12 protein-coding genes and 1 pseudogene are annotated in these 12,502 nt (G+C 69.0%); 7 read left to right on the plus strand and 6 right to left on the minus strand.

What is annotated here, in order from left to right:
* The first annotated feature begins 8 nt into the window (after window positions 1–8).
* A complete protein-coding gene (ahpF, locus tag Q7S93_RS10990; RefSeq protein WP_304713941.1) occupies window positions 9–1,598 on the plus strand; it encodes an alkyl hydroperoxide reductase subunit F in 1,590 nt (529 codons plus the stop codon).
* Between the two features lie 190 nt (window positions 1,599–1,788).
* On the opposite strand, the gene Q7S93_RS10995 is transcribed toward ahpF, so the two are convergent.
* Complete coding sequence (locus tag Q7S93_RS10995) at window positions 1,789–2,295, minus strand: MarR family winged helix-turn-helix transcriptional regulator (protein ID WP_304713942.1); 507 nt, start codon at window positions 2,293–2,295, stop codon at window positions 1,789–1,791.
* A gap of 169 nt (window positions 2,296–2,464) precedes the next feature.
* Between Q7S93_RS10995 and Q7S93_RS11000 the strand changes: the two genes are divergently transcribed.
* Window positions 2,465–3,970: a methyl-accepting chemotaxis protein gene (locus Q7S93_RS11000; RefSeq protein ID WP_304713943.1), complete on the plus strand. Its 1,506-nt coding sequence runs from the start codon at window positions 2,465–2,467 to the stop codon at window positions 3,968–3,970.
* Window positions 3,971–3,972: 2 nt separating this feature from the next.
* Window positions 3,973–4,434, plus strand: coding sequence for a chemotaxis protein CheW (locus tag Q7S93_RS11005; protein WP_304713944.1), 462 nt, complete (start codon window positions 3,973–3,975; stop codon window positions 4,432–4,434).
* A gap of 12 nt (window positions 4,435–4,446) precedes the next feature.
* Here the strand turns inward: Q7S93_RS11005 and Q7S93_RS11010 are convergent, their stop codons facing one another.
* A complete protein-coding gene (locus Q7S93_RS11010; protein ID WP_304713945.1) occupies window positions 4,447–5,823 on the minus strand; it encodes an L-serine ammonia-lyase in 1,377 nt (458 codons plus the stop codon).
* 183 nt (window positions 5,824–6,006) lie between these two features.
* On the opposite strand from Q7S93_RS11010, the gene Q7S93_RS11015 reads away from it, so the two are divergent.
* A complete protein-coding gene (locus tag Q7S93_RS11015; protein WP_304713946.1) occupies window positions 6,007–7,056 on the plus strand; it encodes a serine hydrolase domain-containing protein in 1,050 nt (349 codons plus the stop codon).
* Window positions 7,057–7,059: 3 nt separating this feature from the next.
* Here Q7S93_RS11015 and Q7S93_RS11020 read toward each other — a convergent pair whose 3' ends face one another.
* Window positions 7,060–8,340: an MFS transporter gene (locus tag Q7S93_RS11020; RefSeq protein WP_304713947.1), complete on the minus strand. Its 1,281-nt coding sequence runs from the start codon at window positions 8,338–8,340 to the stop codon at window positions 7,060–7,062.
* A gap of 153 nt (window positions 8,341–8,493) precedes the next feature.
* Here Q7S93_RS11020 and Q7S93_RS11025 point away from each other — a divergent pair, with 153 nt between their 5' ends.
* Both Q7S93_RS11025 and Q7S93_RS11030 read left to right on the plus strand, forming a co-directional pair.
* On the plus strand, window positions 8,494–9,732 hold the full coding sequence (locus tag Q7S93_RS11025) for a pyridoxal phosphate-dependent decarboxylase family protein (protein WP_304713949.1): 1,239 nt from the start codon (window positions 8,494–8,496) through the stop codon (window positions 9,730–9,732).
* The gene (locus Q7S93_RS11030) at window positions 9,722–10,579 is read left to right on the plus strand and encodes a PIG-L deacetylase family protein (RefSeq protein ID WP_304713950.1); all 858 of its coding nucleotides are present in this window, start codon (window positions 9,722–9,724) and stop codon (window positions 10,577–10,579) included. The genes Q7S93_RS11025 and Q7S93_RS11030 overlap by 11 nt, the downstream gene beginning before the upstream one ends.
* 9 nt (window positions 10,580–10,588) lie before the next feature.
* On the opposite strand, the gene Q7S93_RS11035 is transcribed toward Q7S93_RS11030, so the two are convergent.
* The 3 genes and pseudogenes from Q7S93_RS11035 to Q7S93_RS11045 form a co-directional block, all read right to left on the minus strand.
* The gene (locus Q7S93_RS11035) at window positions 10,589–11,329 is read right to left on the minus strand and encodes a hypothetical protein (RefSeq protein WP_304713952.1); all 741 of its coding nucleotides are present in this window, start codon (window positions 11,327–11,329) and stop codon (window positions 10,589–10,591) included.
* Window positions 11,330–11,615: 286 nt separating this feature from the next.
* Window positions 11,616–11,756, minus strand: a pseudogene (locus Q7S93_RS11040) (type II toxin-antitoxin system RelE/ParE family toxin); the annotation flags it as partial.
* Between the two features lie 57 nt (window positions 11,757–11,813).
* Window positions 11,814–12,062, minus strand: a complete 249-nt coding sequence (locus Q7S93_RS11045; RefSeq protein WP_304713954.1) for a type II toxin-antitoxin system ParD family antitoxin — start codon at window positions 12,060–12,062, stop codon at window positions 11,814–11,816.
* A gap of 123 nt (window positions 12,063–12,185) precedes the next feature.
* Here Q7S93_RS11045 and Q7S93_RS11050 point away from each other — a divergent pair, with 123 nt between their 5' ends.
* Window positions 12,186–12,461 (plus strand): hypothetical protein, encoded by a 276-nt coding sequence (locus Q7S93_RS11050; RefSeq protein ID WP_304713955.1) that lies wholly within the window; start codon window positions 12,186–12,188, stop codon window positions 12,459–12,461.
* Window positions 12,462–12,502 lie beyond the last annotated feature (41 nt).

A 12,502-nucleotide genomic window follows, 5' to 3' on the forward strand; every position in this document is an offset into this window, starting at 1 on the left:
TCCGAGCCATGTTGGACGCCAATCTGAAAGCCCAGCTGCAGGGCTATCTGCAGAACGTCTCCCAGCCGGTCGAGCTGATCGCCTCCTTGAGCGACGGCCCCAAGAGCGCGGAAATGGCGCAACTGCTCGACGACATCGCCTCGGTGTCGGACGGCAAGGTGACCGTGCGCCGGGATGGCGACGATGCGCGCAAACCCTCCTTCGAGATCCGCCGCACCGGAACCGATGTGGCCGTCACCTTCGCCGGCCTGCCCATGGGCCACGAATTCACCTCGCTGGTTCTGGCCCTGCTGCATGTGGGCGGCCATCCGCCCAAGGTGGACGCCGAGGTCGCCGAACAGGTGAAGGCGCTGGAGGGCGACTTCGTGTTTGAGACCTATTTCTCGCTCTCGTGCCAGAACTGCCCCGACGTGGTGCAGGCCCTGAACACCATGAGCGTGCTGAACCCGCGCATCCGCCACGTGGCCATCGACGGCGCGCTCTTTCAGGAAGAAGTGGCTGCCCGCCAAGTCATGGCCGTGCCCACCGTCATGCTGAACGGCGCCGAATTCGCTCAAGGGCGCATGACCCTGGAGCAGGTGCTGGCCAAGCTGGACACCGGCGCGGTCGCTCGGCAAGCTGCGAAGATCAAGACCAAGGAACCCTTCGAGGTGCTGGTCATCGGCGGCGGTCCGGCCGGCGCGGCCGCCGCCATCTATGCCGCGCGCAAGGGCATCCGCACCGGGATCGCCGCCGAGCGGTTCGGCGGCCAGGTGCTGGACACCATGGCCATCGAGAACCTGACCGGCACCCCGCACACCGAGGGCCCCAAGCTCGCCGCCGACCTGGAGCGCCATGTGCGCGACTATGAGGTCGACATCATGAACCTGCAGAAGGCCGCCAAGCTGATCCCGCCCTCCGAGCCCGGCGGTCTGGTGGAGATCGTGCTGGAGAACGGCGCCTCGCTGAAATCCCGCACCGTCATCCTGGCGGTCGGCGCCCGCTGGCGGCAGATGAACGTGCCGGGCGAGGACAAGTACCGCAACAAGGGCGTGGCCTACTGCCCGCACTGCGACGGCCCGCTCTATAAGGGCAAGCGCGTGGCGGTGATCGGCGGCGGCAATTCCGGCGTCGAGGCCGCCATCGACCTGGCGGGCATCACCGCCCATGTGACGCTGATCGAGTATGACGGCCAGCTGCGCGCCGACGAGGTGCTGCAACGCAAGCTGCGCAGCCTGCCCAATGTGACGGTCATCACCTCGGCGCTGACCACCGAGGTGCAGGGCGACGGGTCCAAGGTCACGGCGCTGACCTATAACGACCGCGGCGCCGGGACCTCGCACAAGGTGGAGCTGGACGGCGTGTTCGTGCAGATCGGCCTGGTCCCCAACACCGAATGGCTGGCCGAGGGCGGGGTGGCTCTGTCGCCCCGCGGCGAGATCGAGGTGGACGCCAAGGGCCAGACCTCGGTGGCCGGCGTGTTCGCCGCCGGCGACGCCACGACGACGCCCTACAAGCAGATCGTCATCGCCATGGGCGAGGGCTCCAAGGCCGCGCTCTCGGCCTTCGACTACCTGATCCGCCTGGCCCCGGTCGAGGCTACGGCCAAGGCGGCTTAGGGCGCTCCTTCTCCGTCGCCCTCCGGCTCGACCGGAGGGGCCATGCACACCGCGGCCGTCGCAGTGTTCATGGATGGTCGGGTCAAGCCCGACCATGACGGCGGAGGGGGAGGACGGACTTCAGAGGCCCCACCCATGGCCCTCATCCTGAGGTGCGGGCGAAAGCGAGCCTCGAAGGACGCAGGGGCCCCTAATTGTCTTCCGGGGTCTCGGCCTGGAGGGCGGCGTTCATCACCTGCAGCTTTTCGCGCAGGTCGGCGATGTCGGCGTCGGCCATGGGCAGACGGCGGACCACCTCGCAGCGCACATCGGCCACCTGGTCGCGCAGATCCCAGCCGGCCTGCGTCAGCGAGACCCAGACCAGGCGCTCATCGACGGTGTCGCGGGCGCGGGTCACCAGGCCCGAGACCTCCATCCTCTTGATCAGGGGGGTGAGCGAGCCGGTGTCCATCGACAGGGTCCGGCGCAACTGGCGCATGGTCAGTTGCGCCTCGGCCTCCCACAGGGCGATCAGCACCAGATACTGCGGATAGGTCAGGCCCAGCGGGTCCAGCAGGCCGCGATAGATGCGCGTCACCTGGCTCGCGGCCACCTGCAGGGCCAGGCAGAGCTGGCGATCCACATAGAGGTCCCGCAGGCGGGGCGGCAGGTCGGCCGCTTCAGATCTGAACGACGCGTCCGTAATGAAAACTGACATGGATCAAGGCCAATCGCAGCAACATGCGCTCACGGACAGCCTAGGGTAGAATGGAAAACCAAACCTTACCAAGATACGATTTGATTCAATCAGACTTGATACAATCACTTGTTAGGGATTGCGGGCCATAAGGGCGAACAACGTTCCCCCAAGGCCTCAGGACCTCCCCATGTTCCGCTTCGACTCCAAACGCCAGAAGGCCCAGGACCTGGAACTGTCCGAGCTTCGCGCCAAGGCGGCCGCCATGCTCCGGTCGCAGGCCGTGATCGAGTTCGAACTCGACGGCACGATCATCACGGCCAATGAGAACTTCCTTAGCGCCATGGGCTACACCGCCGAGGAGGTGGTCGGCCGCAAGCACAGCATCTTCGTGCCGCCTGACTTCGCCAAGAGCCCCGCATACGCCGCCTTCTGGGACGGGCTTCGCCGGGGCGAGTTCATGGCCGAGAAGTACCTGCGCATCGGCAAGGGCGGGAAGGAGGTCTGGATCCAGGCCAGCTACAACCCGATGTTCGACGCCGAGGGCAAGGCCTACAAGGTGGTGAAGTTCGCCACCGACGTCACCGCCATCGAGGATGAACGCGCCCGCAACGAGGCCGAGCGCCGCCAGCGCCAGGCTGATCAGCAACGGGCCATGAGCGCCATCGGCGCCGGCCTCTCGGCCCTGGCCGAAGGCGACCTGCGCGCCCGTATCGACGGCGACTTTCCCGCCGAATACGCCGCCCTGCAGCAGGACTTCAACGCCGCGGCCGACCGCCTGGCCGAGGCCATGGCCGCCCTGGTGGCCGTCGCCGACCAGATCGGCATGAGCACCGGCGAAATCAGCCAGGCCTCCGACGACCTGTCGCGCCGGACAGAACAACAGGCCGCCAGCCTGGAAGAAACCGCCGCGGCCCTCGACGAGATCACCGCCACGGTGAGGAAATCCGCCGAGAGCGCGCGGCTGGCCCGCGACTCCGTCGCCGTCACCCGCAGCAACGCCGAGGCGTCCGGCAAGGTGGTCGGCGAAGCGGTCGCGGCCATGGGTCAGATCGAGCAGTCCTCGACCCAGATCAGTCAGATCATCGGGGTGATTGACGAAATCGCCTTCCAGACCAATCTGCTGGCCCTGAACGCCGGGGTCGAGGCCGCCCGGGCCGGCGACGCCGGTCGCGGCTTCGCCGTGGTCGCCTCCGAAGTCCGGGCGCTGGCCCAGCGCTCGGCCGATGCGGCCAAGGAGATCAAGACCCTGATCAGCGCCTCGGCCGCCCATGTGGCCGGCGGCGTGCGCCTGGTGGCTGAGACGGGACAGTCCCTGGAGACCATCGTCACCCAGGTGGCCGAGATCAACGGCCTGATGACCGAGATCTCCGCCTCGTCCGAGGAGCAGGCCATCGGCCTCGGGCAGGTCAACTCCGCCGTTAACCAGATGGATCAGATTACGCAGCAGAATGCGGCCATGGTCGAGGAATCTACCGCCGCCAGCCATGCGCTCGCCCAGGAGACCGCCGAGCTGAACCGCCTCATGGGCCGGTTCCAGTTCGCCACGGAAATCCAACCGCGCGCGCAAGCCAAGGCTCCGGCTCGGGCGCCTCGCCCTGTCGCCTTCACCCGTGCGCCGCGTCCCATGACGCACGGCTCGGCGGCCTTGAAATTGGCGCCCGTGGCCCAAGAGGCCGGCTGGGAGGAATTCTGACCATGAACGACCAGAGCACCATGTCGGCCAGCGGCGAGCTGATCACCGTGATCATCGGCGCCCAGCGCTTCGCCATCGACATCCAGCTGGTCCGCGAGATCCGCGGCTGGACCACATCGACTCCGCTGCCCAATGCGCCCGACTATGTGCTGGGCGTCATCAACCTGCGCGGCGCGGTGCTGCCGGTGCTGAACCTGGCCGCCCGCCTGGGCCTGCCGGCCAGCGAGGCCCGCTCCTCCTCGGTGGTCATCGTTGTTGACCTCGTGGGCCGTACCGTCGGCCTGCTGGTGGACGCCGTCTCCGACATCATCAATGTGGGCGAGGGCGAGATCCAGCCGGCGCCGGTGATCGGCGCGGCCTCGAGCAAGGGGCTGGCCCGGGGCATGATCACCACAGACGAAGGCATCATCACCCTGATCGACATGAGCGGCATCCTGCCGACCGTCGCGCAGGAAGCCGCCTGAGCCGCGCCGGGTTCAGCACTCCACCACGTTGACGGCCAGGCCGCCGAGCGAGGTCTCCTTGTAGATTTCGTTCATGTCCTCGCCCGTGCGCTTCATGGTGGCGATGACCTTGTCGAGGCTGACCGTGTGCTGGCCATCCCCCAGCAGGGCCAGGCGCGAGGCGTCGATGGCCTTCACCGCCCCCATGGCGTTGCGCTCGATGCAGGGCACCTGCACCAGACCACCGATAGGGTCGCAGGTGAGTCCCAGATTGTGCTCCATGGCGATCTCCGCCGCATTCTCGATCTGGGCGTTGTTACCGCCCAGGGCCGCGGTCAGGCCCGCCGCGGCCATGGAGCAGGCCACGCCCACCTCCCCCTGACAGCCCACCTCGGCGCCGGAGATCGAGGCGTTGCGCTTGTAGAGCGCCCCGATGGCCGCCGCCGTCAGCAGGAAGGTCCGGCGTCCCTCGGCCCCGCCCCGGTGGAAGCGGTCATAGAAGCGCAGCACGGCCGGCAACAGACCCGCCGCGCCATTGGTCGGCGCGGTCACCACCTTGCCGCCTGAGGCGTTCTCCTCGTTCACCGACAGGGCCCAGAGGTTGACCCAGTCCAGGGCGGCCAGGGGATCGCTGATATTGCGCTCCATCCGCCGCGTCAGCTCGTTGAAATGCTGTTGCGCGCGCCGGCGCACCTTCAGGCCGCCGGGCAGGCAGCCGTCCTGGCGCAGCCCCCGCTCGATACAGGCCTCCATGGCCTCGAAGATGGCGTCGAGGCCGGCGTTCACCGCCTCGGGGGCGCGCCGGGCGATCTCGTTGCGCCACATCAGTTCGGCGATGGTGACGCCGGCCTGCTCGGCCATGGTCAGCATCTCGTCGGCGCTGGTGAAGTCGTAGGGCACGACCGGGCCGTCGTCGGCCGGCGGCTGGCCGAACTCCGCCTCGTCCACCACGAAGCCGCCGCCGATCGAGAAATAGATCCGTTCAGCCAGGACCTCGCCTTCAGCGCCCAGGGCGCGGAAGCGGAGGGCGTTGGGATGCTGCGGCAGGCGGGTTCGCCCCTCCCACAGGATGTCGCGGGCGGGGTCGAATTCGATCTCCGACCCCTCGCCGCCCAGGGCCAAGCGCCCCCCGGAGGCGATCTGGCCCAGGACCGCCTCGGCGGCGTCGGGATCGAGGGTGGCGGGCTCGAACCCGGCCAGGCCGAGGATCACCGCCCGGTCGGTGGCGTGCCCGCGGCCGGTCATGGCCAGGGAGGCGTAGAGGGTCGTCTCCACCCGCGCCACGGCGGCGAGCCCCGGGGCCTGCGCCAGGCTGCGCAGGAACCGCGCCCCGGCCGTCATCGGCCCCATGGTGTGGGAACTGGAAGGCCCGACCCCCAGCTTGAAAAGGTCGAAGACGCCGGCGGGCATGAAAGACTCTCGGGCTTGAACACGAAGGAAGCGCGAACATAGCCACAGCCTGCGCCGTGGCCAGCCTAGCATCCCACTATAGAGGATAGGACCGCCCTCTGGCCGCTTCTGAACGCAATGCGATCACCGGCCTGACCTTGGGTGAGCTTTGACAAGGGCGGACGGCCCGCCCAACCTTGGCCCATGACCGAGATCGCGCCCCTGCCCGCCCTGCCCTCGCAACCTGCCGCCACGCCCTGGCCAACCCGGCAGTGGCCGGAGGGGGACCTGCCCAGTCCGGTGGACCGGCCCGCCCTGGAGGCGCTCGTGGCCACCGCCTTCGCCGCCCCGGACACCGAGCTGCTGGGGGAGACCCACGCCCTGCTGGTGGTTCAGGGCGGGGCGATCGTTCTGGAGCGCTATGGCGAGGGCTTCGGCCCGGACGCCACCTACCCCTCCTGGTCCAAGGCCAAGAGCATCACCCACGCCCTGGTGGGCCTGCTGGTCGCCGAGGGGAGGCTCGACATCCACGCCCCGGCCGACGTGCCGGAATGGCGCGAGAGCGCGGGCGATCCCCGGGCCGCGATCACCCTGGACCAGCTCCTGCGCATGTCGAGCGGCCTGTCCTTCGTGGAGGACTATGTGCCCGGCCACGTCTCCGATGTGATCGAGATGCTGTTCGGTTCGGGCAAGGCCGATGTCGCCCACTATGCGGCCAGCAGGCCGCTCGCCCATCCGCCGGGGACCGCCTGGTCCTATGCCAGCGGCACGACCAACATCGTCGCCCGCTGCGCCGCCCGGGCGCTGGGCGTCGATGGGGAAGGGTTTGAGGCCTTCATGCGGGAGCGTCTATTTGAGCCGCTGGGCATGACGAGCCCGGTCCCCAAGTTCGATCCCGCCGGGACCTTTATCGGCTCGTCCTTCTGCTTTGCGACGGCGAGGGATTTTGCGCGCTTTGGCCTGCTCTATCTGCGCGGCGGCCGCTGGGAGGACCGCCAGCTGCTGCCGGCCGACTGGATCGCCTATGCCCGCACGCCGACGCCCCAGCCCGTGGTGCGCGAAGGCGACTACGGCGCCCACTGGTGGCTGAACATCGCCGGCCCCGGCTCGTTCAGCGCCAACGGCTATGAGGGCCAGTACACCGTCCTGGTCCCCGATCTCGACCTGATCCTGGTCCGCCACGGCAAGACGCCACTGGAGAAGAAGGACCACGTCAAGACCTGGATCGCCCAGGTGGTGGACGCCTTCCGCTGACCTTTAGTCCTCCACGGTCCGGCGCAGGGGGGCGAGCGCCACCAGGCTGACCAGGGCCGCAGCGCCCAGATAGAAGCCCACCGGGACCAGGCCGCCGCGGTCGGCCAGCAACTGGGCCACCAGGGGAGCCAGGCCGCCGCCCAGGATGCCGCCTACATTGAAGGCCACTGAGGCGCCGGTATAGCGGACCCGCGCGGGGAACAGGCCGGGCAGGAAGGCGCCCAGCGGGCCGTAGACGAAGCCCATGCAGAACAGGCTGAGCGACAGGAAGCCGAACACCAGCAGCAGCGAGCCCGAGCCCAGCATCGGCGCCAGCAGGAGACCGGCGACGATCACCATGCCGCAGCCCCACATCAGCACGGCCCGGGGTGTGGTGGCGTCCGACCAGTAGCCGGCGATGACGATGCCGACCGCCATGAACAGGATGGCGCCCAGCTGGATGGCCAGGAAGGATTCCCGGGCATAGCCGAGCGCGGTGACGCCATAGCCGAGCGCAAACGAGGTCGAGAGGTAGTAGGTGGCGAAGCAGGCCACCACGGCGAAGGTGCCGCCGAGCGTCTCCAGGGGATGGCGGGCCAGGAGCTCGAACAGCGGCGTCTTGGGCGGCGGGGCCTCCTCCAGCGCCTTGGCGAAGGCCGGGGTCTCGGTGAGCTTCAGGCGCACCCACAGGCCCACCCCCACCAGCACGGCGCTGAGCAGGAAGGGGATGCGCCAGCCCCAGGCGATGAACTGTTCCGGCGTCAGGAAGAGACCAAGGATCAGGAACAGGCCGTTGGCGGCGATGAAACCCACCGGCGCCCCTAGCTGCGGGAACATGCCAAAGCGGGCCTTCCAGCCGGGCGGCGCATTCTCCACCGCCAGCAGGGCCGCCCCGCCCCATTCGCCGCCCAGGCCCAGCCCCTGGCCAAATCGCAGCAGGCAGAGCAGGGCCGGGGCGATCCAGCCGGCGGTCGCATAGGTGGGCAGGAAGGCGATGGCGAAGGTCGAGGCCCCCATGAGCATCAGGGAGGCCACCAGGGTCGACTTGCGTCCGATCCGGTCGCCGTAATGGCCAAATAGCGCCGCGCCCAGGGGCCGGGCGAAGAAGGCGATGGCGAAGGTGGCGTAGGACGACAGCAGCTGGGCCGAGGGCGAGGCCGAGGGAAAGAACAGCGGCCCGAACACCAGGGCCGCGGCCGTGGCGTAGATGTAGAAATCATAGAATTCCACCGCCGTGCCCACCAGGCTTGCGCCCAGCACGCGGCGGGTGGACGGCGCCTTCAGCACCTCGATCCCTTGCGACATCTGTTGTCCCCTCCCCCTCAAGGTCGAACGGCTTGGCCCCGGCGAAGATCGCCGTCAAGTCTTCGGCTTTTCCAGGCCAGCCCGGTTGTGTCACCTTGGCCGGCCACAAGGATCAGAGCCGCTCGGCGGCCGACGCCGCCCGGGGAGGGCGAAATGGCCAGGATCGAACTGCCGGAACACGGGACGCCCTGGAGCCAGGTGGCCGCCCGCATGGACGCGCTGGGCGCCGGCGACGTCAAATGGCGCGACGGCAAGGCCGCCGTCTATGTCTTCAACGCCGGCCCTGAGATCGAGCAGGTGCAGAAGGAAGCCTATGCCAAATTCGCCTCGGAAAACGGGCTGGGGCCGGCGGCCTTTCCGAGCCTGAAGCAGATGGAGGCCGAGGTGGTCAGCTTTGGCCTCGGCCTGCTGCACGGCGAGGGGCCTTGCGTCGGCAATATGACCAGCGGCGGCACGGACTCGATCCTGATGGCGGTCAAGGCCGCCCGGGACCACGCCCGCAAGGTCCGCGGCCTGACGGGCCAGCTGAACCTCGTCCTGCCCCGCTCGGCGCACCCGGCCTTCGACAAGGCCTGTGCGGTGATGGAGATCGAGGTGCGGCGCACGCCGCTGAAGGACCTCCTCGCCGATCCTGAGGCCATGGAGGCGGCCATCGACGGCCAGACCTTCATGATCGTCGGCTCGGCGCCCTGCTTCCCCTATGGCCTGATCGACCCCATCGCGGCCCTGGCTGAGCTCGCCCTTCGGCGTAGCCTCTGGCTGCATGTGGACGCCTGCGTCGGCGGCTATATCGCCCCCTTCGTGCGGATGAACGGGGCGTCCATCCCGCCCTTTGATTTCGAGGTCGAGGGGGTCTCGTCCATCTCGGCGGACCTGCACAAGTACGGCTACTGCGCCAAGGGGGCCTCCACCGTCTTCTTCCGCAGCGAAGACTTGCGGGCTCACATGATCTTCGAGGTCGGCGACTGGCCGGCGGGCAAGATGGTCACCCCGACCCTGGCCGGCACCCGGCCCGGGGGCGCCATCGCCGCAGCCTGGGCGGTGATGAATGTCCTGGGCGTCGAAGGCTACCGGGCCAAGCACGCCGAGGTCACCGAGGCCCGCCAGGCCATCGCCACGGGCGTGCAGGCCCAGGGCTGGCGCCTGCTGGGTGGCCCGATGCTCGGCATCCTCGCCTTCACCCGGGATGACGTGAACCCCTTCGCTGTGCTGAAGAAGCTCTATGAGCGCGGCTGGGTGACCAGCGCGGTGACCGAGCCGGCCGGCCTGCACCTGATGCTGTCGCCGGTTCACAAGGCCGTCGCGGGTCACTATCTGGCCGACCTGGACTGGGCCACGAACGCCGCCCGAGGGGACGGCGGCAAACCGGCGGAGGCGCGTTATGGCGGCTGAACGGAAAATCCCCTGGGGCGCCATCGCCGCGGTCGGCCTGCCCACCGCCCTGCTCGGCGGCTTCCTGCTCGCCCGCGGGCAGCTGAACGACGAGTCCGTGCCCAGGACCCATATCCTGCCGGGCGTCGGCGCAGAGGTCACGGTCCTGGGCATCTGGGCCCATCCGGACGATGAGATCACCTGCGCCGGCACGCTCGCCCGCATGGCCAAGGCCGGCGCGCGGGTCATCCTGCTCTATCTCACCCACGGAGAGGCGGCGCAGGGCGCCGGCTACGGGCCCGACGAACTGGCCCGGGTCCGCCGGGCCGAGGCCAAGGCCGCCGGCCGGCTGCTGGGCGCCGAGGCCGTGGAGGTGCTGGACTTTCCCGACGGGGGCCTCATCCGGCTCGATCCCGCCAAGCCCAAGGCCGCCATCGCCGAGGCTATCGGCCGCTATCGGCCCCAGGTGCTGATCAGCTTCGACGAGAAGGTCGGCTTCTATGGCCATCCCGATCATGTCCGCACCGGCGTCTGGGTGCGGGAGGTGTTCGAGGCCGCGCCCAAGGACGGCCCCTGGCCGCGCCTGCTCTATCAGGTGACCCTGCCCGGCGCCCTGGTGCGCCTGGCCCGCCGGCTGGTGGCCGCCTTCCGCGAGCACTATCCCCGCGATCCGGGCAAGGGCCTGCCGCCGCCGGAGCTGGCGGTGAGCATCGCCACCGTGGCCCAGACCAAGCGCGACCTGCTGGACGTCCACGCCTCCCAGGCGAAGATCATCGCCGACGTCCAGCCCTATTACGACCGCGTGCCGGCCTGGCTCTATTACCGCCTGTTCGACCGGGAGTATTTCGCCGCGATCCGCCGGCGCTGAACGCCGACCCTAGGCCCAGAGCGGCGAGGCGGCCTTCATGAAGCGCAGGCAGAAGGTCACTCGCGCCTGGTCGCGGCCGGTCTGCGGATCGGCGATCAGGACATCGAACCAGGCGGCCTCAGCCTCGGGGCTTTCGGTGATGGCGTGCAGCCGGGTGCGGGCGAGATAGGCGACGCCTTCGCGCAGGGGGCCCTCCAGGAACTGGATCTCCACCCCGCCCAGCTGACCTTGCTGCGCCAGATCGGCCCCCACCGCCGGCGCCCAGGCGCCCCCGGCCAGCTCGACCACCTCCGAGGGCGACAAGGCCCCGCCGGACGCAGAGTCCGGCCTCATCAAGGGGAGATTCTGGGCCTCGGCTCCCACGCTCAGGGCCGCCAGGATGCGGATCGCGCTGCGCGGAGCCGCCTCCTGGGTCAGCAGGCGGCGGGACAGTTCCGAGCCGGCGTCGGCGTGGTCGGCGCCGGTGCCGTGGCAGATCATGACCATGGCCGCGTTGCGCATCTCAAGCCTGGCCCGCTCCCGCCCTGGGGTGGCCTCGACGCGCAGCATCTCGCCGGCCGGGGCCGCGCCCTTGAACAGGACCGAGAGATTGCCGCCGGCGCACCAGCCCTCCCCATAGAGGTCGACCAGCAGGGGAACAAAGGAGTCCAGATAGGCCGCCCCGCTCAGGGGACCGGCGCCGTTGCGCGACGGGACAGGGGGGCCGACCAGAGTCGTCCCCTCCCCCGCCGCCTCGTGTGCGAGGCGCATCTTCGTTTCCTTCCCGCGCCCGATCATGTCGCCGGGCCTTTTTGTGTTTCTGCAGGATCACCGGCGCCGCCGCCGATGTCCTGGCCGGCCCGCGCCCCTCTGGCCGCGACGGCCGACAGGGCATCCTGGCACGGGGATCAGGGAGCGTCACGACGCCAATTGTCGCCATCGGGACACAGGACCGTCACCGCGCGGCGGGGCCTGGAGGGCGGCGGAGGCCGGAGAAAGAAGGGGAACACGAAGGGCACGAAGGGGCGCGATGGGCAGGAAGAAGAGGGCGGACGCATCAAGCCTCTATGTTCTGCCAGTCCTCGCTTCCGTGCCGGATGCGCTGGACGAAGATGTCTGCGCCTTGGGGGCGATAGAAGATCAGGTGGGACTTGTACGGATGCCCGCGGGTGGCCGGACCAAGTTCCGGTCGAGGACCTTGAGAACCTCTATCTCCATGGTGCGGTGGCGTTCGGCGGCCGCCTTGCGGCTAAACCTATAGGCCACGCTCGCCTGCGCGCGCACGCGCCTGGGCGATGATATCGGCGGCGGACAGGTCGCTGGCGCCGCTCTCTTCACCCTCTTGGATGAGACGCTGGAGCGCCGTGAGCTTATCGACCCGCTCCTGATCTCGGCGGATCAGATCGCGCACATAGTCGCTGGCGTTGCTGTAGCGACCTGTTCCGGCCCGCTCCTCCACCCAGTCCTTCATCGCATCGGGCAGCGAGACATTCATCGTCGCCATGGATCACCTCCACGAGAGAGCTTCAATAAATTGGCAAACTTTGTCAATTCCGGCGTGTGGAAGCGGGTCTTTGTCGCGTGTGGCTAAGGGTTTAGTCTTCCCGTAGCGAAGTGGATGGATGCGATGAGCGACGCGGTCGGCCCTGGCGATCTGGTTCTGTGCGTCAATGCGGCCCCCAATCACGTCAACGGACGCCCGGTGCCCCTGCAGGCCGGGGAAACCTACCGCGTCTGGGCGGTGATGGACTTCCCCTGCCCCTGCGGCCGCTCCGACGCCCTGGTCGATGTCGGCATCGACTTCGCCTGGTGCCAGTCCCGGTTCCGCCTGCTCCCCAAACCCAAGGCCCAGGCCAGGCCCCAGAAGGTGTCGGCGCCGCGGGAGAAGGAAACGGTGCGGTGAGGAGACGTCGTCGGCTCGCCTTCGTGCCCTTTGCGCCCCTT

The sequence above is a fragment of the Phenylobacterium sp. genome (assembly GCF_030646615.1).
Taxonomy (GTDB): domain Bacteria; phylum Pseudomonadota; class Alphaproteobacteria; order Caulobacterales; family Caulobacteraceae; genus Phenylobacterium.

Coding starts and splice junctions, on each gene's coding strand:
- ahpF (WP_304713941.1), top strand. CDS start 9: ATGTTGGACGCCAATCTGAAAGCCCAGCTGCAGGGCTATCTGCAGAAC.
- Q7S93_RS10995 (WP_304713942.1), bottom strand. CDS start 2,295: ATGTCAGTTTTCATTACGGACGCGTCGTTCAGATCTGAAGCGGCCGAC.
- Q7S93_RS11000 (WP_304713943.1), top strand. CDS start 2,465: ATGTTCCGCTTCGACTCCAAACGCCAGAAGGCCCAGGACCTGGAACTG.
- Q7S93_RS11005 (WP_304713944.1), top strand. CDS start 3,973: ATGAACGACCAGAGCACCATGTCGGCCAGCGGCGAGCTGATCACCGTG.
- Q7S93_RS11010 (WP_304713945.1), bottom strand. CDS start 5,823: ATGCCCGCCGGCGTCTTCGACCTTTTCAAGCTGGGGGTCGGGCCTTCC.
- Q7S93_RS11015 (WP_304713946.1), top strand. CDS start 6,007: ATGACCGAGATCGCGCCCCTGCCCGCCCTGCCCTCGCAACCTGCCGCC.
- Q7S93_RS11020 (WP_304713947.1), bottom strand. CDS start 8,340: ATGTCGCAAGGGATCGAGGTGCTGAAGGCGCCGTCCACCCGCCGCGTG.
- Q7S93_RS11025 (WP_304713949.1), top strand. CDS start 8,494: ATGGCCAGGATCGAACTGCCGGAACACGGGACGCCCTGGAGCCAGGTG.
- Q7S93_RS11030 (WP_304713950.1), top strand. CDS start 9,722: ATGGCGGCTGAACGGAAAATCCCCTGGGGCGCCATCGCCGCGGTCGGC.
- Q7S93_RS11035 (WP_304713952.1), bottom strand. CDS start 11,329: ATGCGCCTCGCACACGAGGCGGCGGGGGAGGGGACGACTCTGGTCGGC.
- Q7S93_RS11045 (WP_304713954.1), bottom strand. CDS start 12,062: ATGGCGACGATGAATGTCTCGCTGCCCGATGCGATGAAGGACTGGGTG.
- Q7S93_RS11050 (WP_304713955.1), top strand. CDS start 12,186: ATGAGCGACGCGGTCGGCCCTGGCGATCTGGTTCTGTGCGTCAATGCG.